Source organism: Mycobacterium ahvazicum (genome assembly GCF_900176255.2).
In the GTDB taxonomy this organism is placed as follows: Bacteria; Actinomycetota; Actinomycetes; order Mycobacteriales; family Mycobacteriaceae; genus Mycobacterium; species Mycobacterium ahvazicum.
In genome coordinates, this window is the sequence record NZ_FXEG02000002.1 from 1,710,258 (window position 1) to 1,733,178 (window position 22,921).

General features: G+C 68.7%; 18 protein-coding genes and 1 pseudogene. 13 read left to right on the forward strand and 6 right to left on the reverse strand.

Annotation, left to right across the window (positions count from 1 at the left end; translation table 11 throughout):
- The first annotated feature begins 35 nt into the window (after positions 1-35).
- Together MAAFP003_RS10400 and MAAFP003_RS10405 are read left to right on the forward strand one after the other, a co-directional pair.
- The gene (locus MAAFP003_RS10400) at positions 36-968 is read left to right on the forward strand and encodes a transglutaminase family protein (RefSeq protein ID WP_096286653.1); all 933 of its coding nucleotides are present in this window, start codon (positions 36-38) and stop codon (positions 966-968) included.
- Positions 961-2,010: a zinc-binding metallopeptidase family protein gene (locus MAAFP003_RS10405; RefSeq protein WP_096286655.1), complete on the forward strand. Its 1,050-nt coding sequence runs from the start codon at positions 961-963 to the stop codon at positions 2,008-2,010. The genes MAAFP003_RS10400 and MAAFP003_RS10405 overlap by 8 nt, the downstream gene beginning before the upstream one ends.
- On the opposite strand, the gene MAAFP003_RS10410 is transcribed toward MAAFP003_RS10405, so the two are convergent.
- The 4 genes and pseudogenes from MAAFP003_RS10410 to MAAFP003_RS10425 all read right to left on the reverse strand — a co-directional run bounded on the left by MAAFP003_RS10410 (position 2,007) and on the right by MAAFP003_RS10425 (position 10,093).
- Positions 2,007-4,640, reverse strand: a complete 2,634-nt coding sequence (locus MAAFP003_RS10410) for a circularly permuted type 2 ATP-grasp protein (protein WP_096286657.1) — start codon at positions 4,638-4,640, stop codon at positions 2,007-2,009. The genes MAAFP003_RS10405 and MAAFP003_RS10410 overlap by 4 nt on opposite strands.
- 26 nt (positions 4,641-4,666) lie before the next feature.
- Positions 4,667-7,996 carry a transglutaminase family protein gene (locus MAAFP003_RS10415; RefSeq protein WP_096286659.1) on the reverse strand — a complete coding sequence of 1,110 codons (3,330 nt, stop codon included), beginning with the start codon at positions 7,994-7,996 and terminating at the stop codon, positions 4,667-4,669.
- A gap of 66 nt (positions 7,997-8,062) precedes the next feature.
- Positions 8,063-8,800, reverse strand: coding sequence for a hypothetical protein (locus tag MAAFP003_RS10420; protein WP_096286661.1), 738 nt, complete (start codon positions 8,798-8,800; stop codon positions 8,063-8,065).
- A gap of 284 nt (positions 8,801-9,084) precedes the next feature.
- Positions 9,085-10,093 (reverse strand): annotated as a pseudogene (locus tag MAAFP003_RS10425) (DUF2189 domain-containing protein).
- A gap of 228 nt (positions 10,094-10,321) precedes the next feature.
- Here MAAFP003_RS10425 and MAAFP003_RS10430 point away from each other — a divergent pair.
- The gene (locus MAAFP003_RS10430) at positions 10,322-11,677 is read left to right on the forward strand and encodes a replication-associated recombination protein A (RefSeq protein ID WP_096286663.1); all 1,356 of its coding nucleotides are present in this window, start codon (positions 10,322-10,324) and stop codon (positions 11,675-11,677) included.
- Between the two features lie 4 nt (positions 11,678-11,681).
- On the opposite strand, the gene MAAFP003_RS10435 is transcribed toward MAAFP003_RS10430, so the two are convergent.
- Positions 11,682-12,305, reverse strand: coding sequence for a hypothetical protein (locus MAAFP003_RS10435; protein WP_096286665.1), 624 nt, complete (start codon positions 12,303-12,305; stop codon positions 11,682-11,684).
- Between the two features lie 212 nt (positions 12,306-12,517).
- Between MAAFP003_RS10435 and MAAFP003_RS10440 the strand changes: the two genes are divergently transcribed.
- The 10 genes from MAAFP003_RS10440 (at position 12,518) to aroQ (ending at position 22,172) form a co-directional block, all read left to right on the forward strand.
- Complete coding sequence (locus MAAFP003_RS10440) at positions 12,518-12,907, forward strand: secondary thiamine-phosphate synthase enzyme YjbQ (protein ID WP_207768526.1); 390 nt, start codon at positions 12,518-12,520, stop codon at positions 12,905-12,907.
- A gap of 87 nt (positions 12,908-12,994) precedes the next feature.
- Entirely contained in the window at positions 12,995-15,706 is a 2,712-nt protein-coding gene (alaS, locus tag MAAFP003_RS10445) for an alanine--tRNA ligase (RefSeq protein WP_096286669.1), read from the forward strand.
- Complete coding sequence (gene ruvX / locus MAAFP003_RS10450; RefSeq protein ID WP_096286671.1) at positions 15,707-16,231, forward strand: Holliday junction resolvase RuvX; 525 nt, start codon at positions 15,707-15,709, stop codon at positions 16,229-16,231.
- Positions 16,224-17,471 (forward strand): endolytic transglycosylase MltG, encoded by a 1,248-nt coding sequence (locus tag MAAFP003_RS10455; protein ID WP_096286673.1) that lies wholly within the window; start codon positions 16,224-16,226, stop codon positions 17,469-17,471. The genes ruvX and MAAFP003_RS10455 overlap by 8 nt, the downstream gene beginning before the upstream one ends.
- On the forward strand, positions 17,446-18,285 hold the full coding sequence (locus MAAFP003_RS10460) for a shikimate dehydrogenase (RefSeq protein ID WP_096286675.1): 840 nt from the start codon (positions 17,446-17,448) through the stop codon (positions 18,283-18,285). Before MAAFP003_RS10455 ends, MAAFP003_RS10460 begins: the two co-directional genes overlap by 26 nt.
- A 114-nt stretch (positions 18,286-18,399) precedes the next feature.
- Positions 18,400-18,819: an A24 family peptidase gene (locus MAAFP003_RS10465; protein WP_096286677.1), complete on the forward strand. Its 420-nt coding sequence runs from the start codon at positions 18,400-18,402 to the stop codon at positions 18,817-18,819.
- A gap of 54 nt (positions 18,820-18,873) precedes the next feature.
- Positions 18,874-20,085, forward strand: coding sequence for a chorismate synthase (aroC, locus tag MAAFP003_RS10470; protein ID WP_096291042.1), 1,212 nt, complete (start codon positions 18,874-18,876; stop codon positions 20,083-20,085).
- Between the two features lie 7 nt (positions 20,086-20,092).
- Positions 20,093-20,656, forward strand: coding sequence for a shikimate kinase (locus MAAFP003_RS10475; RefSeq protein ID WP_096286679.1), 564 nt, complete (start codon positions 20,093-20,095; stop codon positions 20,654-20,656).
- Positions 20,653-21,741 carry a 3-dehydroquinate synthase gene (aroB, locus tag MAAFP003_RS10480; RefSeq protein WP_096286681.1) on the forward strand — a complete coding sequence of 363 codons (1,089 nt, stop codon included), beginning with the start codon at positions 20,653-20,655 and terminating at the stop codon, positions 21,739-21,741. Before MAAFP003_RS10475 ends, aroB begins: the two co-directional genes overlap by 4 nt.
- On the forward strand, positions 21,738-22,172 hold the full coding sequence (gene aroQ / locus MAAFP003_RS10485) for a type II 3-dehydroquinate dehydratase (protein WP_096286683.1): 435 nt from the start codon (positions 21,738-21,740) through the stop codon (positions 22,170-22,172). Before aroB ends, aroQ begins: the two co-directional genes overlap by 4 nt.
- Positions 22,173-22,175: 3 nt before the next feature.
- Here aroQ and MAAFP003_RS10490 read toward each other — a convergent pair whose 3' ends face one another.
- Complete coding sequence (locus MAAFP003_RS10490; RefSeq protein WP_207768503.1) at positions 22,176-22,913, reverse strand: B-4DMT family transporter; 738 nt, start codon at positions 22,911-22,913, stop codon at positions 22,176-22,178.
- Positions 22,914-22,921: the final 8 nt, after the last annotated feature.

A 22,921-nucleotide genomic window follows, 5' to 3' on the forward strand; every position in this document is an offset into this window, starting at 1 on the left:
CCACCCACGCATTCGGAGATATCAGGAGGTCAGTCGTGTCTTCTGCAGTGCATGAGCCGGACACCCGCCGCCATCGCGTCACCCACCGCACCGAGTACCGCTACTCGGACATCGTGACCAGCTCCTACGGCCGCGGCTTCCTGACGCCGCGCGACTCCCAGCGCCAGCGCTGCATCGCGCACCGCCTGACGATCGACCCGCCCCCTGCCGACAGCTCTACCAGCGTCGATGGGTACGGCAACATCAGTTCGTACTTCCATGTCACCGAGCCGCACACCGCCCTGACGGTCACCAGCGACTCCATCGTCGACGTCTATCCGGCGCCCCCGCAGCGCTACCGCAGCGGGCCGGCGCTGCAGCCCTGGGAAGCGGCCCGGCCGGCCGGGCGCCGGGGAGCGCTGGCCACCGAATTCGCCCTGGACCTGAATCCACCGGAGATCACCGACGAGGTCCGCGACTATGCGGCGCCCAGTTTCGTACCCGAACGCCCGCTGATCGAGGTGCTGCGCGATCTCACGTCGCGGATTTACGCCGACTTCACCTACCGATCGGGGTCGACGACGATTTCCACCGGGGTCAAAGAGGTTCTGGCGGCCCGGGAAGGGGTATGTCAAGACTTTGCACGGCTGGCGATCGCCTGCCTGCGAGCCAATGGGTTGGCGGCCAGCTACGTGTCCGGTTATCTGGCCACCGACCCGCCCCCCGGAAAGGAACGAATGATCGGCATCGACGCGACCCATGCCTGGGCCGCGGTGTGGACCCCGCAGGAACCCGGCCAGTTCGAGTGGCTTGGGCTAGATCCCACCAATGACCAAATGGTCGACCAGCGCTACATCATCGTGGGGCGGGGCCGTGACTACGCCGACGTCCCACCGCTGCGCGGCATCATCTACACCGACTCCGAACGCAGCGTGATCGACGTGGCCGTCGACGTGGTGCCCTTCGAAGGGGACGAACTCCATGCGTGATTTCAATTGCCCCAACTGCGGACAGCGGCTGACGTTCGAGAACTCCACTTGCCTGAATTGTGGTAGCGCGCTGGGGTTCTCACTTGATCAGATGGCTCTGCTGGTGATCACCGACGGCGAGGCCAGCGAGAAGCCTGGCTTCGTCAGCGCCTCCGAGTATGAGCTGTGCGCTAACCGTCAAGTGGCCGTGTGCAATTGGCTGGTGCCAGTCAACAACCCGCGGCTGCTGTGCGCATCGTGCGTACTGACCACCGAACGGCCCAACGATGCCGACTCGGTCGGCCTGGCCGAGTTCGCGGCGGCTGAGGCCGCCAAGCGGCGGCTGATCGTCGAGTTGCACGAGCTGAGGCTGCCGGTCATCGGCCGCGATCAGGACCCCGATTACGGGCTGGCCTTCCGGTTGCTGTCGAGTGGGCAGGAAAAGGTGATGACCGGCCACGAAAATGGCGTCATCACAATCGATTTGGCCGAGGGCGACGACGTGCACCGGGAGCAGCTACGGGTCGAGATGGACGAGCCCTACCGGACGTTGCTCGGGCACTTCCGCCACGAGGTCGGGCACTACTACTTTTACCGCCTCATCACGTCGGACGATTACCTGCGGCGGTTCAACGAGTTGTTCGGCGATCCCGATGCCGACTATCAGGAAGCGCTGGATCGGCATTACAACCAGGGTGCACCGGAGGGCTGGCAGGAAAGTTTCGTGTCGTCGTACGCGACGATGCACCCGGCCGAGGATTGGGCCGAGACGTTCGCCCACTACCTGCACATCCGCGACACCCTGGACACCTGCGCGTGGTCCGGATTCGCGCCGGCCTCGGCGACCTTTGATCGACCACCGTTGGGCCCCAGCGCGTTTGGTGCCATCATCGACTTGTGGCTGCCGCTGTCGTGGTCGCTGAACATGGTGAACCGCTCGATGGGCCACGACGACCTGTACCCGTTCGTGCTGCCCGCCCCGGTGCTGGAGAAGATGCAGTTCATCCATAACGTCATCGAAGAGGTGACGACGGCGGACACGCCGGCCGCCGTCGCGGGCTAGGCGGGCATCACCCGTCGTTCGTCCGGGCCCCACAGCGGCTGCATGCCGCCGGGCAGGGTCAACTGCGTGTCGGTGATGACGCCGGCCAGGTCGCGCAACTCGGTGTGGATCGTGGCGAGCAGGTCGGCCAGCTCTTCGCGGTGCCCGTCGACGGCCACCTCCAGCTCGGCGGGGTCCGAGCGGCGCAGCAGCGTGCTGATCTCCTCCACGGTCCGCTCCGGACGTGACGACCCCGACGCGCTGGGCAGGTCCTTGAGGTTGGCCCGTAGCCGCTCCAGCTGATAGAGCAGGGAGCGGGGGTTTTTCGCGTCGAACAGCATCAGTTCGGTCACCGCGGCGATGCTGACCTGACCGACGGTGCGGCGCCGGTAGATGACCGACGATTCGCAGGCCACCAGCGTCGACTCGATGATGGTCTGCTCGGCATCCGCGCTGCGCACCGTCGTGAGCGTGGCGCCCAGCAATGCGGTCAGCCACAGGCCGCGTTCGATCCGCTTGCCGATGTCCATCATCGTCCAGCCCGCGTCGCGCACCATCGACTCGCCGGCCACCCCCGACAGGGTCAGCATCCCGGCCAGGGTGCGTCCGTGCGCCGACGCGAGCCGGGTGTCGGCCTCGGCCAGCGATTGCGGCGGCTCGGGCCGGTGCGCGAGTCCGCGCTCCAGGTTGGCCAGCACCACCCAGGTGTCGTTGGACATCTGGTCGCGCACCGCCCTGGCGGCCAGGGCGAGGCCCTCCACGGACTGGATCAGAGATCCCGCCCGGTCCGGGTCGAAGGTCAACGCCCACAAGGTCGACGGGACGATCGCGATCATCTCGGCGTGGTCGTTGTCGGCCCCGGTGTCGCTGCCGGTGATGTGGCCCAGGGCGGCCATCAGCACCGGCACCACCTCGCTTTCCTCGGTGTCCTGATGGTGGCGGTAGACGTGGAAGCGGTCGCGGGCCGCCATCAGCAGCCGGGCGGTGCTTTCCGCGCGCTCGCCGTAGCGGCCGATCCAGAACAGGTCGGAGAGCACCCGCGGCGAGCTGACGCCCCAGGTGCCCGCGGCGGTCTTGACCGGCTGCGCCTCGGTCGGCAACGTGATGGTCTCCGCTCGCACACGTTCGGTGGGGCGAACCCAAACATCCTTAGCTGCAACAGTTTTCAACTCATAAGCGGCGGGGCCCGGAGCCACTACGTAGCCGATGCCGCCGATCATCGGGGCATAGCCGCTGCGCTGGGCGACCGTGAACAGCCGCATGCCCACGCCCGCCGACGACAACACTCCGGCGTGGTCGGTCGGTGCGGAGGAGAATTGGGGTAGCTCCTGGCCGGCCCACTGCCACGGCATGCTCTCGATCTGTGCGGCGAGTCCGGTCAGCTGGGTCGACGAAAGCGTCGGTCCGACAAGGGTTTCCCCGCCGACGGTAGATTTGATCAACAGCGACGAGAGGTTGGCCAGCAGGTGCGAACGTTCCTTGTCGATGCCTCCCCAGTACACCGGCGCCGTGTTCAGCAGCGGGGCTTCGCCGAGCAGTTGCTCGGCCAGCTCGGGCAGAAAACGCAGCAGCCCAGGGCTTTCCAGGATTCCACTGCCCAGCGTGTTGACGACGGTCACCGTGCCGCGGCGTTGCGCCTCCACCAAGCCCACCACCCCGAGCCGGGAATCGGCGCGCAAGTCCAGCGGATCGGCGTAGAGCGCGTCCACGCGGCGAAGAACGACGTCGACCCGCTTGAGCGTCCCCAGCGAACGCATCCAGAGTTTGCCGTCGCGGACCACCAAGTCGGCGCTTTCCACCAGCGGAAAACCCAGCTGCGTCGCGAGATACGCCTGGTCGAACGCGGTTTCGGAGTAGATGCCCGGGCTGAGCACCACGACCACCGGGTCCTGGGCGTCGTCGGGCGCAGAATCGATCAGCGCCAGCCGCAGCGCCTGCGCGAACGGTGTGTTGGGCCGCGGCGCGATCCGCTCGTAGAGATCCGGAATCGCGTGCGCCACCACGCGCCGATCCGCCAGCGCATAACCGGCGCCCGAGGGCGCCTGCGTCCAGTCGGCATTGACCTCGAAGGAGCCGCTGGGCAACCGGCTCAAATCGCAGGCGTGCATGAACAATTGGTGGTGGCCCGGCACTTCGATTCCGTTGGCCGCGCGCACGTATCCGGGGTGGGCGAACACCAGCTCCGGGGGCAGCAAGCCGTCGGTGAGCAGCCGGCGCGGCCCGTACAGGTCGGCCAGCACGGCATCGAGCAGCCGCGAGCGCTGCACCAGCCCCGCCTCGAGCACCTCCCAGTCGGCCGCGGACACCACGATCGGCAGGGTGTCCAGGCTCCACGGCCGGGGTTCGAGGGCGTGGCCGCTGGTGGGATCGACTTCGGTGTAGGTGATTCCGTCGTTGTCGATCAGGTTGTGCACCACCGAGCGCAGCTGATTCAGCCCGGTGCGGCCACGTTCGGCGACCGTGTCGGCCAGCTCGGTCCAGGCCGGCCGCACGTGTCCGTCTTCGCCGAGGAATTCGTCGTAGCCGGCTCCCAGCGAGCCGGTGGGGCGCACCTCGAACAGTGCTTCCTGGGCGCGTGCGGTCCGGTACCCGGCCAGCAGGCGATCGGCGTCGTAATGCTCGGCCGAAACCGCCGACGGGTCGAGTGCCATCTAGATGCCAGTTTCCAAAGACGCCATCACCGCTGCACGGTACGCACGCGCCGCAGGTCGAGAATGCCCGGCGCGCCGATATCGGTGAATATCCGGGCCTGCTTCTCCCGGAGGCCGGCGAGGTCCAATTTGCCGGGGGTGAAGCCGATCGCCTCGAACCGTCGGGCTCGCCGCGATTCGGCCGCAACGGCGTTGACGGGTGGCTCCTCGTACGCCATGCCACCGGGATGCGAGACGTGATAGGTGCAGCCGCCGCGCGAGGTGCCCGACGTCAGGTCGATCAGCTCGAACTGTAACGGCACGTCGGTGGTGATCGTCGGATGCAGCGCGCTGGGCGGCTGCCACGCCTTGTACCGCACCCCGCCCACGTGGATGTCGGGGTTGTCGGTGGCCAGCAACGGCACCGGATAGCCGTTGCAGGTCACCACGTAGCGGTGCCGGTCGGCGCCGATGACGCGGATCTGCAGACGCTCGACCGAGGAGTCGACATAACGGGCGGTGCCCGTCGCGGTGGCCTCCTCGCCGAGGGTGTTCCACGGCTCGATCGCTCCGCGCAGCTCGATCTCGACGCCGTCGAAGACCGCGGTACCGATGCGCGGGAACCGGAATTCGGTGAACGGGTCCAGCCAGCTGGTCTCGAACGCGATACCGTGCGCGCGCAGGTCGGCGGCGACGTCGGCGATGTCGTGAATCAGGAAGTGCGGCAACAGGTATCGGCCGTGCAGATTAGTCCCGTGCCGGATCAGCGGGGCGCGCAGCGGCTCGTCCCAGAACCAGGCCACCAGCGAGCGCACCAGCAGCGACTGCACCATCGCCATCCGCAGGTGCGGCGGCATCTCGAAACCGCGCAGCTCCAGCAGGCCGAGCCGGCCACGGGGGCTGTCGGGGCTGTAGAGCTTGTCGATGCAGAACTCGGCGCGGTGGGTGTTGCCCGTGATGTCGGTCAGCAGGTGCCGCAGCGCACGGTCGGTCACCCACGGTTGTGGCGCCCCACCCTTGGAAGATGAAGCGAGCCGGGCGATCTCGGCGAACGCGATCTCGAGCTCGTACAGCGCCTCGGCGCGACCCTCGTCGACCCGTGGCGCCTGCGAAGTGGTGCCGACGAACCGGCCGGCGAACAGGTAGGACAGCGACGGGTGCCGCTGCCAGTAGGTCAGCAGCGAGACCAGCAGGTCCGGGCGGCGCAACAGCGGCGAGTCCGCCGGCGTCACGCCGCCGAGCGTGATGTGGTTGCCGCCCCCGGTGCCGCCGTGGCTGCCGTCGATGTCGAACGACTCCGTGGACAGGCGGGCCAATCGTGCCTGCTCGTAAAGCGTTTCGAGCTGCTGGCGCTGTTCGTCGAAACTGGCGGTGGGCGCGATGTTGACTTCGATCACGCCGGGGTCGGGCGTGATCGTCGTCGACTGCAGCCGCGGGTCCGGCGGCGGGCCATAACCCTCGATGACGACCGGGCTGCGGGTTTTGGCGGCCGCGGCCTCGATGCGGGCGACGATGTCGACGAAGTGTTCCAGCGCCTCGGTGGGTGGGATGAACACGTAGAGCAGCCCGTCCCGGGCCTCGGCGACCATCGCGGTCGGCGGCGCGGTGTCCGAGTCCTCCACCGGCGCGCTGGACGACTCCGCCGGCAGGGTGTGCGACACGGCGGTGGGATCGACGCCGAACGACGGCCGCGGCGGTTTCCAGCTGATCGAATTCAGGGGCAGCCGCAGCCCAGCGGGCGAATCTCCCTCCAGCAGCACGACGCGGCCGCGGCGCAGCTTCCAGTTCGCGCTGGCCCAGCCCAGGTCGTCGTCGCGGCGGTGCAGTGGAAGCACGAATGCGGCTGGGGCCGTGGTGGTTTCGTCGAGGTGAGCCAGCAGTGCCGCGCGCGCCTCGGCGTCGTCGTCGGCGAGGTCATCGCCGGGTTGCACCGCGTCGCCCTGCGGGAGGCGGACTTTGGCCGCCAGCCGGGCCAACGGGTCCTCGAAGGCGGGCCGCACCTGGGACAGCGGCAACCCCAGACCTTCGGCGACCTCGGCGAGGATCTTGTAGGCCGTCTCGGTGTCCGCGGTCGAACTCGTCGGCTGCGCCGCCCAGGGGTCGGCCAGCAGCGCGTCGTCGGTCCACAGTGGCAACCCGTCGGTGCGCCAGTACAGCCCGATCTGCCAGCGCGGCAACGGTTCTCCTGGATACCACCGACCCTGGCCGCGATGGATCAGCCCCTGCGGAGCCCACACCGCTTTGAGCCGAGCGGCCAGCGCCGACGCGCGCTCTCGTTTGTGCGGACCGTCTGCGGCGGTCGTCCACTCCTTATCGACCTGGTTGTCCACCGACACAAAGGTCGGTTCGCCGCCGACCGTCAGCCGGACATCGGCGGCGGCAAGCCGCTCGTCGACACCGCGGCCGACCGCGCAGATGGTCTCCCACGCCGCCTCCGCGTAGGGCCGCGTGACGCGCGGATCCTCATGGATGCGGGTGACGGTGTTGGAGAACTCCAGAGTGGTCTGACACGGGTCGGTGCTGCCGGTGATGGGAGCAGCGCTCGAGGGATGCGGGGTGGCCGCCAGCGGGATGTGGCCTTCCCCGGCGAACAGTCCTGACGTGGGATCGAGCCCGATCCAGCCCGCGCCGGGGATGTACACTTCGGTCCACGCGTGCAGGTCGGTGAAATCGGCCGCGGGCCCCGACGGCCCGTCGAGGGCTTCCACGTCGGAGGCCAGTTGCACCAGATAGCCGGAGACGAACCGGGCGGCCAGCCCGACCTGGCGCAGGATCGACACCAGCAGCCATGCCGAATCACGGCACGATCCGACACCGGTGCGCAGCGTGAAATCCGGTGTCTGGACGCCGGGTTCCATCCGCAGGCTGTAGGCCACGTCGGCGTTGACCGCATGGTTGAGTGCGACCAGGAAGTCGATGGTGCGGGTGCCGTCGGGCACCGAGAAGTTCTCCACCCAGGCCCGCGCCAGCTCACCGGGGCCCGACCCTTCGATGTCCTCGTCGACCGGGCGCAGATAGGGCTTGAGATCGTCGGCGAGCGCCTTGGGGTAGATCAACCCCGAAGCGGGAGGCCATGTTTCGGCCCAGTCTTCGATGAAGAAGTCGAACGGGTTGATCACCTTGAGGTCGGCGATCAGGCCGACGGTGATCGTCAACTGTTGCATGGGATTCGGAAACACAAGCCGGGCAAGGAAATTGCCGAGCGCGTCCTGCTGCCAGTTGATGAAGTGGTCGGCGGGCTCGACGCGCAGCGAGTATGCCTCGATGGGCGTGCGCGAGTGCGGAGCCGGGCGCAACCGCACCACGTGCGGGAACACTGAAACCAGCCGGTCAAAGGTGTAGCTGGTGCGATGCTCCAGCGCAACTTTGATGCTCATAACCGCTGATCTCATCACAAGGGCCGCAGCGCCGCAGCGCGCCGCGAGCGGGCAGAGCCGGGTCGGTTACGCGGAAACCGGTCCCGGCGGGGGGCCGGCGGGCGGTCCGGGCTGGTAGCCGGGCTGCTGCACCGGCACCACCTGACCACCCGAAAGCTTGCGGTAGGAGTACGTCAGGATCAGCGCCACCAGCGGGGCGGCCACCACGAGGCCGACACCGCACAACAGCGCACCGACGATGATCGTGGCCATGGTGACCAACCACACCAGCAGGGCGTTGAGGAAATTCGAGGCGACCAACGAGAAGCCCGAGGCGAACCCCTTGAAGGCGTTCTCCCCGCGGTCGACCACGAACAGGATGATGAACTGGGTGAAGATCCCCACGATGATGCCCGGAAGGAAGCACGCGGCATAGCCGACCGAAGTGACGATGCTGACCAGGATCGCGGCGAGAAACGCCATGCCGAGGTTGCGTGGCTTGAAGAAGGATCCGATGCTCACCGCCCGCCCGTCCGCGAGATCGAGGCATCCGGAGAAGAACGCGGCCTGGGCATACGCGGTCACAATCAGGGAGACGACGTAGCCAAGCCCGGCGACGGCCATACCGGTGGGACTGAGATTCGCCGCGAACGCGAAGTCATAGTCGGACGAGTCGTATGGGGTCACGTTCGAGCTCATGTTCTGGCCTACGAAGTTCAGCGCGGACGACGCGGCGAACAGCAGACCGAAAACAAGGGTGGGAACGATCAGCGCGACGGCATTCTTGGTGAAGGCGTTCCAGGCCCAGCTGAAGGCATCACCCACGCTGAATTGCGGCTTGGCCGGGCCGCCGTAGCCCGGGGGCGGTCCGTAGCCGGGAGGTGAGGGGGCGGAAGGGTTGGGAGGGGGGGAGTGGACGGCCGGCGGAAAGTTCGGGGGGGGTATCGTCGGCAGCGTCAGATGTGTATAGGAGGCAGCGTCCGGGAGGTGGCCCATAGCCCGGAGGAGTGGGGCTGCTGCCGAGAGGTTCGGCCGAATCGCCTGGATGTTCGGGGGGCTGGCTCATGTTGTCGTCCTAACGTGCACGCGCGGAACTTGGATTGGCCTGGCTAGGCGAGCTGTTGTCCGGGTGGGGGCCCGGCGGGCGGTCCCGCCGGGTAACCGGGCTGCACCAGCTCAACGACCTGACCGCCGGAAAGCTTGCGGTAGGTGTAGACCTGGATCAGCGCGGCAACCGGGATGGCCGCGATCATGCCCACCCCGCAGAGCAGCTCGCCGACCAGCACCACCGCGTACTGCACCAGCCACGACAGCAGCGCAGGGACGAGGTTGGCCCGCGTCGTCGCGATGCTGGCTTTGATGGATTCCACCGGTGACAGCGATCGGTCGACGGCGAACGGGATGGCGAACAAGGTGACGAACGCAAAGATGATGCCGGGGATGATGCACAGGATCGATCCGACCACGGTGCCTAACGCGATCAGCAACGCGACGACGAACACCGCCCCGACATTGCGTGGTTTGAAGAACGTGCCGATCGTCACCGGTTTGCCGTCGGCGATGTCCAGGCAGCCGGTCGTCACCCCCGCGTGCATGTAGATCGCCGCGATGAAGAGCAGCACGTAGCCGACGACCATGACCGCGATCGACGCCGGGCCGTACGCGATGTCCACGCCACTGGTCGCCTCGCCGTAGCTGTCGGTGTAGGTGGCGCTCGTGGTTTCACCGAAAACCATCGGCAGCAGCGCGGCGATCAGGGCGAAGATGGTGATCACCGCGACGTAGATCAGGACCGGAACGACCAGTGTGGCGATGTTCTGCTGGAACTTGCCCCACGCCCACTTGAACGCCTGGGTGACGTCGAACTGCGGGGACGCTGGTTCCCCGTAGCCGCCGAAACCGGGCGGCGGCGGGTCCCCAGCACGCTGCGCCGTAGCCGGGCGGCGGGGGAGGTGGTGCGCCGTAGCCGGCAGGCGGCTGGCCGTAACCCGGAGGAGGCGGAGGCGGGGTGCCATAGCCCGGCGCAGCGTGCTGGGGTGGTGGCGCGTAGCCCGGCGGGTTCTGGTCGCCAGCGAAGGGTTCGGCCGGGTCGCCTGGCTGTTCAGGGGGCTGGCTCATGTGCCGTCCTAATTTGCTGTCGGAATCGCTTGCTGGGCATACGCGCGGAACTAGGCAACCCGGAACTTAGCAAATATGCGGCGGGGGAGCGAGGATTGGGCTTCGGTTGTTCCGGAGGTTGTTTCGGGGCTTGTTTCGCGGGTTGTTTCGGGGCCTGTTTTGGAGCCCTTTGCGGGGTCTTTTGCGGATCCCAGCGGCCAATACGCGTACCTGCCCCAGCTGCGTGGTATGCCTGAAGCCGTGTCCGACGGTCTGTTTGACCTGCCCGGCGAATCGCAGACGGCCAACGACGCCCTGAGCGTGTCCGCCGGCGCGCCGCTGGCGGTGCGGATGCGCCCGGCCTCGCTGGACGAAGTCGTCGGGCAGGACCACTTGCTGGCGCCCGGCTCGCCGCTGCGCCGCCTGGTCGAGGGCTCGGGGGTGGCCTCGGCCATCCTGTACGGGCCGCCGGGCAGCGGCAAGACGACGTTGGCGGCGCTGGTCTCGCGCGCGACCGGCCGCCGATTCGAAGCGCTGTCGGCGTTGTCGGCGGGGGTCAAAGACGTCCGGGCGGTCATAGACAGCGCCCGCAAGGCCCTTCTTTCCGGCGAGCAGACGGTGCTGTTCATCGACGAGGTGCACCGGTTCTCCAAAACCCAGCAGGACGCCTTGCTGTCCGCGGTGGAGAACCGGGTGGTGTTGCTGGTGGCGGCGACGACCGAGAACCCGTCGTTCTCGGTCGTGGCGCCGCTGCTGTCGCGATCGCTGATCTTGCAGCTGCGCCCGCTGACGGCCGACGACATCCGGACCGTGGTGCAGCGCGCCATTGACGATCCGCGGGGGCTGGGCGGCCAGATCGGCGTGCAGCCCGAGGCCGTCGACCTGCTGGTGCAACTGGCCGCCGGCGACGCCCGGCGCGCGCTGACCGCGCTGGAAGTCGCCTCGGAGACGGTCGAGGCGGGCGGCGAGCTGACGGTGGCGGCCGTCGAGCAGTCACTGGACAAAGCCGCCGTGCGCTACGACCGTGACGGCGATCAGCACTACGACGTCATCAGCGCGTTCATCAAATCGGTGCGTGGCTCCGACGTCGACGCCGCGCTGCACTATCTGGCCCGCATGCTGGTCGCGGGAGAGGACCCGCGGTTCGTCGCGCGCCGGCTGATGATCCTGGCCAGCGAGGACATCGGGATGGCCGATCCGACGGCGCTGCAGATCGCGGTCGCCACCGCGCAGACGGTGGCGCTGATCGGCATGCCCGAGGCGCAACTGACGTTGGCGCACGCCACCATTCACCTGTCCACCGCGCCGAAGTCGAACGCGGTGACCACCGCACTGGCCGCGGCGATGAACGACATCAAGGCCGGCAAGGCGGGTCTGGTTCCGGCGCATCTGCGCGACGGTCACTATTCGGGAGCGGCCGCACTGGGTAACGCGCAGGGCTACAAATACGCGCACGACCACCCGGATGGCGTTGTCGCACAACAATATCCGCCGGACGAGCTGACCGGCGTCGACTACTACCGGCCGACCGGGCGCGGCGTCGAACGCGAGATCGGCGGACGGCTGGAACGGCTGCGCGCGATCATCCGCCGCAACCGCGGCTGACGCCTCAGACCAGGTCGGCCACTTTCACGTTGGCGATCGCCAGCTCGAACTCGGCCACGTCGACGATCTCGGCGCCCAGGTCGCGGGCCCGGCGGCTGCGCAGCTCGCTGGCCGCGTCACCGTTGCGAGCCATCGCCTCCGGGCTGTCGAACGTCGTGCACAACACCGCCCGCCGGCAGGTGGGGTGGTCGACCAGCAGGCTGGCGTTGCAGAAACCCTCGAGGTCCTCCATCTCCGGAACCACGACCAATTGGTAGAAGTCGAGAGAGCGCTCGAGCTGGTCCGGCACGATCTTGACCCAGGTGGCCCGCACCGCGGCGCCCTCGTGCGACGGCTGGCGACGGTTCAGGAAGGCCACGCTCCATTCCTGCACGCTGGCGCTGCCGTCGAACATCAACGCGATGTGGTCGCGGATGATGGCCACCCGCTCGGCGCTGGCGCGCATCTCCCGGATGCTCTCCCATGAGCTGGTGGCGATGCAGCGGCCCGATTGCCGGTCGACCAACAGCGAAAGGCCGACACACCCCTCAAGCTCCTCCATGGCGGGCACCACGACCTCGCGACAATGCGCGATTCCGGTGTCGATCGACTCGGGTTGTCCCTCGATGGTGAAAGAACGTGCGAACACGGATGGACCCCTAACTCCTCGGAGCAACGCCCCCTGCGTTGCGCGCCAACGGCCCCCTGGCAAATAACCTTCCTCCTCCCCGCTACCGCTGGCAATGGCTTCGCCGCAGTGTTCTCGCGGTGTTCTCCGGCTGTGGCCGCGCTCACAAACGGATGGCTGGTCCAGGGCACGTCCAGTGGTCGCGCCGTACGCTTGATCGGATGCAGACGGATGTGCTCGAGGTCGACACCAGCAGTCGTCGCATCGTGGACCTGACCGATGCGGTGCGCAGGTTTTGCTTCTCGTACGGCGACGGTCTGTGCAACGTGTTCGTCCCGCACGCGACGGCCGGGGTGGCGATCATCGAAACCGGCGCCGGATCCGACGACGACCTGGTCGAGACCTTGGAACGGTTGTTGCCCCGCGACGGCCGCTACCGGCACGCGCACGGCTCGGCCGGACACGGCGCCGACCACGTGCTGCCGGCGATCGTCGCGCCCTCGGTGACGCTGCCGGTCGCGGCCGGCGAGCCGCAGCTGGGCACGTGGCAAAGCGTCGTCTTGGTCGACCTCAACCGGGACAACCCGCGCCGCTCGGTGCGGTTGAGCTTTCTGGAGGGTTAGCTGCCGGGTAGGGGACGGCGCCGGGACCGGTACTGTGAGCGGTCGAAACGCGTCGTTGGACAGCTGATAGGAAGAAGCGGAAAAGAAGTGCAGACACACGAGATCAGGAAGCGGTTTCTTGATCACTTCGTGAAGGCGGGCCACACCGAGGTGCCGAGCGCATCGGTGATCCTCGACGACCCCAACCTGCTGTTCGTCAACGCCGGCATGGTCCAGTTCGTGCCGTTCTTCCTGGGTGCGCGCACCCCGCCGTACGCGACGGCCACCAGCATCCAGAAGTGCATCCGCACGCCGGATATCGACGAGGTGGGCATCACCACCCGGCACAACACCTTTTTCCAGATGGCCGGCAACTTCTCGTTCGGCGACTACTTCAAGCGCGAGGCCATCGAGCTGGCCTGGTCGTTGCTGACCACGTCCGTCGCGGACGGCGGCTACGGCTTGGACCCCGAAAAGATCTGGACCACGGTCTTTTTCGACGACGACGAGGCCATGCAGCTGTGGCAGGACATCGCCGGGCTGCCCGCGGAGCGGATCCAGCGACGCGGCATGGCGGACAACTATTGGTCGATGGGCATCCCCGGACCGTGTGGCCCGTCGTCGGAGATCTACTACGACCGTGGCCCGGAATTCGGTGTCGAGGGCGGCCCGATCGCCAACGAAGACCGCTACATCGAGATCTGGAATCTCGTGTTCATGCAGAACGAGCGCGGCGAGGGAACCGGCAAGGAAGACTTCGAGATCCTTGGGCCGTTGCCGCGCAAGAACATTGACACCGGCATGGGTGTGGAGCGGGTGGCGTTCATCTTGCAGGGCGTGCACAACGTGTACGAGACCGACCTGCTGCGCCCGGTCATCGACATGGTGGCAGCGCGCGCCCCGCGCGGCTACGACGCCGGCAACCACGACGACGACGTGCGCTACCGCGTGATCGCCGACCACAGCCGCACCGCCGCGATCCTGATCGGCGACGGCGTCAGCCCGGGCAACGACGGCCGCGGCTACGTGCTGCGCCGGCTGCTGCGCCGGGTGATCCGCTCGGCCAAGCTGCTGGGCATCGATGGACCGATCGTCGGCGACCTGATGACCACGGTGCGCGACGCGATGGGCCCGTCCTATCCCGAACTCGTCGCCGATTTCGACCGGATCAAGCGCATCGCCGTCGCCGAGGAGACCGCGTTCAACCGCACCCTGGCGTCGGGCTCGAAGCTGTTCGACGACGTGGCCGGTGCCACCAAAGCCGCCGGGGCCAAAGTGGTTTCCGGTTCGGACGCCTTCGCCCTGCACGACACCTACGGCTTCCCGATCGAGCTCACCCTGGAGATGGCGTCGGAGGCCGGCCTGCAGGTCGACGAACTCGGTTTCCGGGAGCTGATGGCCGAGCAGCGCCGGCGCGCCAAGGCCGATGCCGCCGCCCGCAAACACGCGCACGCCGACCTGACCGCCTACCGCGAGCTGGTCGACTCTGGCCCGACGGAGTTCACCGGCTTCGACGAGTTGAGCTCGCAGGCAAGGATTTTGGGCATCTTCGTCGACGGCAAGCGGGTGCCGGTGGTCGCGCACGGCGAGCACGGCGCCGAGGCGGCCGACCGAGTCGAGCTGATCCTGGACCGCACGCCGCTGTATGCGGAATCCGGTGGCCAAATCGCCGACGAGGGCACCATCAGCGGAACCGGAGCCGGCGAGAGCGCCCGGGCGGCGGTCACCGATGTGCAGAAGATCGCCAAAACCCTTTGGGTGCATCGGGTTAACGTCGAGTCCGGTGAGTTCGTCGAGGGCGACACCGTGATCGCGGCGGTGGACACCGGCTGGCGTAAGGGTGCAACCCAGGGTCACTCGGGCACCCACATGGTGCACGCCGCACTGCGACAAGTTTTGGGCCCCAACGCCGTTCAGGCCGGATCCCTGAACCGTCCGGGCTACCTGCGCTTCGACTTCAACTGGCAGGGCGCGCTGACCGACGAACAGCGCAGCCAGATCGAAGAAGTCACCAACGAGGCCGTGCAGGCCGACTTCGAGGTGCACACCTTCAACGAATCGCTGGAGAAGGCCAAGGCGATGGGCGCGATGGCGTTGTTCGGCGAGGCCTACCCCGACGAAGTGCGGGTGGTCGAGATCGGCGGCCCGTTCTCGCTGGAGCTGTGCGGCGGAACCCACGTGCACAACTCGGCGCAGATCGGCCCCGTGACGATCCTCGGCGAGTCGTCGATCGGCTCGGGGGTGCGCCGGGTGGAGGCCTACGTGGGGCTGGAGTCGTTCCGGCACCTGGCCAAGGAGCGGGCGCTGATGGCGGGGCTGGCGTCTTCGCTGAAGGTGCCCTCCGAAGAAGTGCCCGCCCGGGTGGCCAACCTCGTCGAGCGGCTCAAGGCCGCCGAGAAGGAACTCGAACGCGCCCGGCTGGCCGGTGCGAAGGCCGCGGCGGTCAATGCGGCAGCCGGCGCGGAGCGGATCGGTAACGTCCGTGTGGTGGCGCAGCGGATGGCGGGCGGGATGACGGCGGCCGATCTGCGTTCCCTCGTCGGAGACATCAAGGGCACGCTGGGCAGCGATCCCGCGGTGGTCGCCCTGATCGCCGAAGGCGAGAACGAGACGGTGCCCTACGCCGTCGCCGCCAATCCGGCCGCCCAAGATCTCGGGCTGCGCGCCAACGATCTGGTCAAACAGCTCGCCATGGCCGTCGACGGCCGCGGTGGCGGCAAGCCCGACCTGGCGCAGGGCTCCGGGAAGAACCCGACCGGCATTGACGCGGCGCTGGAGGCCGTCCGCTCCGAGATCGCCGTGATAGCGCAGGTCGGTTGAGTGGCATTGGCAGAGCATCGCTTGCCCGACCGGCCCGGCGACCCTAACCAGGACCCCGGGCGGGGACGGCGGGTTGGCATCGACGTGGGCAGGGTGCGCATCGGCGTGGCCGCCAGCGATCCCGACGGCATCCTGGCCACACCGCTGGAAACCGTGCGCCGGGACCGTTCCGGCAAGCACGTCCGACGGCTGGCCGAGCTCGTCCGCGAGCTGGAAGCCGTCGAGGTCGTCGTCGGGTTGCCCCGGACGCTGGCCGACCGCACCGGCCCGTCGGCGCTCGACGCGATCGAGATGGCCGAGGCGCTGGCCGAGCTTCTGGCGCGGGGAGCCGCGCCGGTGCCGGTCCGGCTGGCCGACGAGCGACTGACCACCGTCAGCGCGCAGCGTGCCCTGCGCGAGGCGGGAGTGCGGGCCAAGGAGCAGCGGGCGGTGATCGACCAGGCGGCGGCCGTCGCGATCCTGCAGAGCTGGCTCGATCAGCGCCGGGCGACGCTGGCCCAGTCGGGGGATGTCATCGATGGTTGATAGCGCACGCGACGAACGGGCCGAGCCGGCCGCGGTCGGTCCACCCCGGCAGCGGATGAGCCGGATGGCCCGCATCCAGGCCGAGCGCGGCCGTCGACGGCGCCGCTTCACCGGTCGCATCGTGCTGGGCGTGCTCGTCGTGATCGTGGTTGCCGCGGTGTTCGTCGGCTCCAAAATGTGGCACACGATGTTCGGCGCCGGCGACGACTACAGCGGAGACGGCAAGCGCGACATCGTGATTCAGATACAGGCCGGCGACTCGACGACGATGGTCGGTGAGACGCTGCACAACCAGGGTGTGATCAAGACCGTCCGGGCGTTCATCAACGCCGCGCACGGCAACGCCGCGATCACCTCGATCCAGCCGGGCTTCTACCGGCTGCGCACCGAGATCCCGGCCGATTCGGCCGTCGCGCGGCTGACCGACCCCGGCAACCGGGTGGGCAAGCTGGTCATTCCGGAAGGGCGCCAGCTCGACGACACCACCGACATGAAGACCAACAAGGTCAACCCGGGAATCCTGACGCTGATCTCCCGCGCCAGCTGCGTGGACCTCGACGGCAACAAGCACTGCGTCTCGGTGGAGGACCTGCGCGCGGCGGCGGGCAACACCCCGCCCAACGTGTTGTCGGTGCCGGCCTGGGCGATTCAGCCGGTCACCGAGCTGGGCACGGACCACCGCCGCCTCGAGGGCCTGATCGCACCGGGAACCTTCAACGTAGATCCGTCGGCCGCCCCGCAGAACATCCTGGCCAACCTGATCAGCGCGGGGGCCGCGACGTACATGCAGTCCGGGCTGGTGGACAGCGCGCAGGCGATGAAGCTGTCGCCCTACGACATCCTCGTGGTGGCCTCGCTGGTGCAGCAGGAATCCAACTCGCAGGACTTCGCGAAGGTGGCGCAGGTCATCTACAACCGGCTGAACGCCCACCACACACTGGAATTCGACTCGACGGTGAATTATCCGCTGGACCGTCGCGAGGTGGCCACCAGCGATGCCGACCGGGCGCAGAAGACGCCGTGGAACACCTACGTCTCACCGGGCCTGCCCGCCACGGCGATCTGCTCGCCCGGCATCGACGCGCTGCGTGCCGCCGAGCACCCCGAGCCGGGTGACTGGTTGTACTTCGTCACGATCGACGCCCAGGGGACCACGCTGTTCACCAAGGACTACAAGCAGCATTTGGCCAACATCGAGCTGGCTAAGCACAACGGTGTCCTCGACAGCACGCCCCGCTAGCGCGGGCCCGAGAAAGGCGGCCGTCCTCGGCTCGCCGATCGCCCATTCGAAGTCCCCGCAACTGCACCTGGCCGCCTATCGTGCGCTGGGCCTGGTCGGGTGGACGTACGAGCGCATCGAGTGCGGCGCCGAAGAGCTGCCGGGCGTCGTCGGCGGGTTCGGGCCGGAATGGGTCGGCGTGTCGGTGACCGCGCCGGGCAAGTTCGCCGCGCTGGAATTCGCCGACGAGCGCACCGAACGCGCCGAGCAGGTGGGATCGGCCAACACCCTGGTGCGCACGCCGCACGGCTGGCGGGCCGACAACACCGACATCGACGGCGTCAGTGGCGCCTTGGCGTCCATCGGGGGAGCCTCGGGATGGGCGCTGGTCTGTGGATCGGGCGGCACCGCGCCGGCGGCCGTCGTGGGCTTGGCGCAGCTCGGCGTCAGCGGCATCACGGTGGTGGCGCGCAACCCGCAGAAGGCGGCCCGGTTGATGGACCTGGGAACGCGGATCGGGGTGCCGACCCGGTTCCGCGGGCTGGACGAGGACGCCTTGGGTGACGAGGTGGCGGCGGCGCAGGTGCTGGTCAGCACGATTCCGGCCGATGTGGCGTCGCGGTATGCCGGCGCTTTCGCGCCGATTCCGGTGCTGCTGGACGCTGTCTACGACCCCTGGCCCACCCCGCTGGCCGCCGCGGTGGCCGACGCGGGCGGACGGGTGGTCAACGGCCTGCAGATGCTGCTGCACCAGGCCTTCGCGCAGGTGGAGCAGTTCACCGGGCTGCCGGCCCCCCGCGAAGCGATGACTTGCGCGCTGGCCGCCCTGGACTAGCGTTCCCTCGGTCTGGTGCCGACTTTCAGTCGCCGAGCGTGGGGCTTATGGACGAATTCGGGGCGGTTTCTGTACCTAGCCCCCACGCTCGGCGCACGCCACAGGAGAAAACCCATGCGGGCAACAGCGGCGGCGGTGGTGGCCGTCTGGCTGACGGTGCTGAGCTGCTACGACCTTCGGCACCGCCGATTGCCCAACCTGCTGACGCTGCCCGGTGCCGGCGTGATTCTGGTGGCCGCGGGGTGTCTGGGGCGCGGCGGGCCCGCGCTGGCCGGCGCCGCGGCATTGGCCGGCCTGTATCTGCTGGTGCACCTGATCGCACCGGCCGGGATGGGAGCCGGCGACGTGAAGCTGGCGATCGGCCTGGGCGGGCTGGCCGGCTGCTTCGGCGCCGCGGTGTGGTTTCTGGCGGCGGTGGCCGCGCCGCTGCTGACCGCGCTGGTGGCGGGGGGGCGGGGCGCCGGTTCGGTGCCGCACGGTCCGTCGATGTGTCTGGCCACCGCGGGCGCGGCGGGCCTGGCCCTGCTGGCCTGACGCTGGCCGGCACCATGGCAAGACCGGGCCGCGCACCATGGGAGAATGGGACCCGTGTTGCGTTGGATCACCGCCGGGGAGTCCCATGGCCGCGCGCTGGTAGCCGTGGTCGAAGGCATGGTCGCGGGCGTGGAGGTCACCTCCACCGACATCGGCGACCAGTTGGCCCGTCGCCGGCTCGGCTATGGCCGCGGCGCCCGGATGCAGTTCGAGCGGGACGCGGTGACCGTGCTGGCCGGGGTGCGCCACGGCGTGACCCTGGGCGGGCCGATCGCCATCGAGATCGGCAATACCGAATGGCCGAAGTGGGAAACCGTGATGGCCGCCGATCCGGTCGATCCCGCCGAGCTCGCCGACATCGCCCGCAACGCGCCGCTTACCCGGCCGCGGCCCGGGCACGCCGACTACGCCGGCATGCTCAAGTACGGCTTCGACGACGCCCGCCCGGTGCTGGAGCGGGCCAGCGCGCGGGAGACCGCCGCCCGCGTCGCGGCGGGAACCGTCGCCCGGTCGTTTCTGCGCCAGGCGCTCGGTGTCGAGGTGCTCTCGCACGTCATCGCGATCGGCCCGTCGCAGCCCTACGACGGGCCGCCGCCCGGACCGGATGACCTGGCGACGATCGACGCCAGCCCGGTGCGCGCCTTCGACAAGGCCGCCGAGCAGGCGATGATCGCCGAGATCGAGGCCGCCAAGAAGGACGGCGACACCCTCGGCGGCGTGGTGGAAGTCGTGGCGCTGGGCCTGCCGGTCGGACTGGGCTCGTTCACCAGCGGCGACAACCGCCTGGACAGCCAGCTCGCCGCCGCCGTGATGGGCATTCAGGCGATCAAGGGCGTGGAGATCGGCGACGGCTTCCAGACCGCACGACGCCGCGGCAGTCAGGCCCACGACGAGATGTACCCGGGGCCCGACGGCGTGATCCGCTCGACCAACCGGGCCGGCGGCCTGGAAGGCGGCATGACCAACGGCCAGGCGCTGCGCGTGCGGGCGGCGATGAAGCCGATCTCGACCGTGCCGCGGGCGCTGGCCACCGTCGACATGGCCACCGGTGACGAGGCCGTCGCCATCCACCAGCGCTCCGACGTGTGCGCGGTGCCGGCCGCCGGCGTCGTCGTCGAGACCATGGTGGCGCTGGTGCTGGCCCGGGCCGCGCTGGACAAATTCGGCGGCGATTCGCTGACCGAAACCCGGCGCAACATCGAGGCTTACCGGCGCGCGGTCGCCGAGCACGAAACACCGGCCGCGCGCGCCGAGGCGTCCGGGTAGGCGCGCGGTGACCCCCAGGGCGGTACTCGTCGGGTTGCCGGGCTCGGGCAAGTCGACCATCGGACGCCGGCTGTCCAAGGCGATGGGCGTCGGCTACGTCGACACCGACGTGCTGATCGAGCAGCAGACCGGCCGCACCATCGCCGACATCTTCGCCACCGACGGGGAACAGGAGTTCCGTCGCATCGAGGAGGACGTGGTGTGCGCGGCGCTGGCCACCCACGACGGGGTCGTGTCGCTCGGCGGCGGTGCGGTCACCACGGCCGGGGTGTGCGATGCGCTCGCCGGCCACACCGTCATCTACCTGGAGATCGGTGCCCGCGAAGGGGTGCGGCGCACCGGCGGCACGTCCGTGCGGCCCCTGCTGGCCGGCGGAAACCGGGCCGAGAAATACCGCGCGCTGATGGCGCAACGCATTCCGCTGTACCGGCGCGTCGCGACCATCCGGGTCGACACCAACCGTCGCAACCCCGGGGCGGTGGTGCGCTACATCATGTCCCGGCTGCCCCTGCAAACCACCCACCAGCCGGTCACGCCCGGCACCCCGAACGCCAGCAAGGCAACCACATGACAGAACCCACCCCACCGGTCACCGTGCAGGTGGCCGTCGATCCGCCGTACCCGGTGGTGATCGGCACCGGATTGCTGACCGAGCTGGGCGAACTGCTCGGCAGCCGGCACCGGGTCGCGATCCTGCACCAACCGGTCCTGGCGCAGACCGCCGAGGCGATCCGCAGCCACCTGGCCGGCCAGGGCGTCGACGCGCATCGCATCGAGATCCCCGACGCCGAGGCCGGCAAAGACCTGCCGGTTGTCGGATTCATCTGGGAAGTGTTGGGCCGCATCGGAATTGACCGCAAGGACGCACTGGTCAGCCTCGGCGGCGGCGCGGCCACCGACGTCGCGGGTTTCGCGGCCGCCACCTGGCTGCGCGGCGTCTCGATCGTGCATGTGCCGACGACCTTGCTGGGCATGGTCGACGCGGCAGTGGGCGGCAAGACCGGCATCAACACCGAGGCGGGCAAGAACCTGGTCGGCGCCTTTCACCAGCCGCTTGCCGTTCTGGTCGACCTGGCCACCCTGGAAACCTTGCCGCACAACGAGATCGTGGCCGGAATGGCCGAAGTCGTGAAGGCCGGGTTCATCGCCGATCCGGTGATCCTCGACCTGATCGAGGCCGACCCGCAGGCGGCCCTTGACCCCAAGGGTGAGGTGATGCCGGAGCTGATCCGTCGCGCGATCGCGGTCAAGGCCGAGGTGGTCGCCGCCGACGAGAAAGAATCCGAACTGCGCGAGATCCTGAACTACGGCCACACTTTGGGGCACGCCATCGAGCGCCGGGAGCGCTACCAGTGGCGGCACGGCGCCGCGGTGTCGGTGGGCCTGGTGTTCGCCGCCGAGCTCGCCCGGCTCACCGGCCGGCTCGACGACGAGACCGCCGCGCGTCATCGCGCCATTCTGACCTCGCTGGGCCTGCCCGTCAGCTACGACCCGGACGCCCTGCCCCAGCTGCTGGAATACATGGCCGGAGACAAGAAATCCCGCGCCGGCGTGCTGCGGTTCGTGGTTCTCGACGGGCTGGCCAAACCGGGCCGGCTGGTGGGACCGGACCCGGGCCTGCTGGTGACGGCCTACGCGGGAGTGTGTGCGCCATGACCGTCACCGTCAACGTCGTCAACGGCCCCAACCTGGGCCGGCTGGGCCGCCGTGAGCCCGAGGTCTACGGCGACACCACGCACGATCAGCTGGCCACGCTCATCGAACGCGAGGCCACCGAACTCGGACTCAAAGCCGTTGTGCGGCAAAGCGATAGCGAAGCCGAATTGCTGGACTGGATACACGCGGCCGCCGATGCGGGAGAGCCGGTGATCCTCAATGCCGGCGGCCTGACCCACACCTCGGTGGCATTGCGTGATGCCTGCGCCGAACTGCGGGCACCGCTGATCGAGGTGCACATCTCCAATGTGCATGCGCGCGAAGAGTTTCGGCGTCACTCATACCTGAGCCCGGTGGCGACCGGAGTGATCGTCGGGCTGGGTGTCGACGGGTACCTGCTGGCGCTGCGCTACCTGGCGAACACGGGCTAGCGACTAGTCCTTCTTCCCCCACTGCGAACTCGGCCATTCGGATTCCGGGCCCGCGTGCTTCGGGTCGGACTCGGTACGGATCACCTCGGTTTTGTCGTCGTCCGCACGGGTCGGGATCACCTCGGTTTTGGCGTCATCGGCACGAGTCGGGATCGTCTCGGTGGGCGCCTCCCGCTCGGCGGTGGCCACCGCCGAGGTCTGGGCCTGCGCTCCCGGGTGCTGCACCGGAACCTCACCCGTCGGTGCCTCGTCGGCGCTGGCGGCGGCGAACACGTCGGTGTCGGCGCGTTCCTCGTCTCCTCCCGTGCCGCGGTCAGCCGGGGGATTGCGGTCGATTCGCCATCGGCCGACGGCCACGCCGATGATGCCGGGCAGGAAGACGCACAGCGCGGTGAACGCCGCGAACGTCGTCACCTCGTTGATCAGGCCCCCGGTGTAGAGGCCCTTATAGAACAGCGCGATGAGCCACGAGACGGCCCCGCTCACAATCCCGGCGAACAGGCCGGCCAGCAGCCAGGTCATCGCCAGATCCGCCCGGCGATCCGGATCCGCGTGGGCTTTCGCGTCGGCCCGGCCGTCCATCACCCCCCACACGCTCACGGCGATGACGAACACAAGAAGCAGTACGACACTTACCAGCGCGGCCTGTGTCTGCCACGCGTTGATGATCGCCCCCTGAAACAACCGGACAACAACCATCAGCCCAGCGAACGCCAATCCACGCAGCATCCAGTTACTCATGGCCAATC

Excerpts from the sequence above, each read along its gene's own strand:
- MAAFP003_RS10405 (WP_096286655.1), top strand. The coding sequence starts at position 961 with ATGCGTGATTTCAATTGCCCCAACTGCGGACAGCGGCTGACGTTCGAG.
- MAAFP003_RS10410 (WP_096286657.1), bottom strand. The coding sequence starts at position 4,640 with ATGGCACTCGACCCGTCGGCGGTTTCGGCCGAGCATTACGACGCCGAT.
- MAAFP003_RS10415 (WP_096286659.1), bottom strand. The coding sequence starts at position 7,996 with ATGAGCATCAAAGTTGCGCTGGAGCATCGCACCAGCTACACCTTTGAC.
- MAAFP003_RS10430 (WP_096286663.1), top strand. The coding sequence starts at position 10,322 with ATGCCTGAAGCCGTGTCCGACGGTCTGTTTGACCTGCCCGGCGAATCG.
- MAAFP003_RS10455 (WP_096286673.1), top strand. The coding sequence starts at position 16,224 with ATGGTTGATAGCGCACGCGACGAACGGGCCGAGCCGGCCGCGGTCGGT.
- MAAFP003_RS10465 (WP_096286677.1), top strand. The coding sequence starts at position 18,400 with ATGCGGGCAACAGCGGCGGCGGTGGTGGCCGTCTGGCTGACGGTGCTG.
- aroB (WP_096286681.1), top strand. The coding sequence starts at position 20,653 with ATGACAGAACCCACCCCACCGGTCACCGTGCAGGTGGCCGTCGATCCG.
- aroQ (WP_096286683.1), top strand. The coding sequence starts at position 21,738 with ATGACCGTCACCGTCAACGTCGTCAACGGCCCCAACCTGGGCCGGCTG.
- MAAFP003_RS10490 (WP_207768503.1), bottom strand. The coding sequence starts at position 22,913 with ATGAGTAACTGGATGCTGCGTGGATTGGCGTTCGCTGGGCTGATGGTT.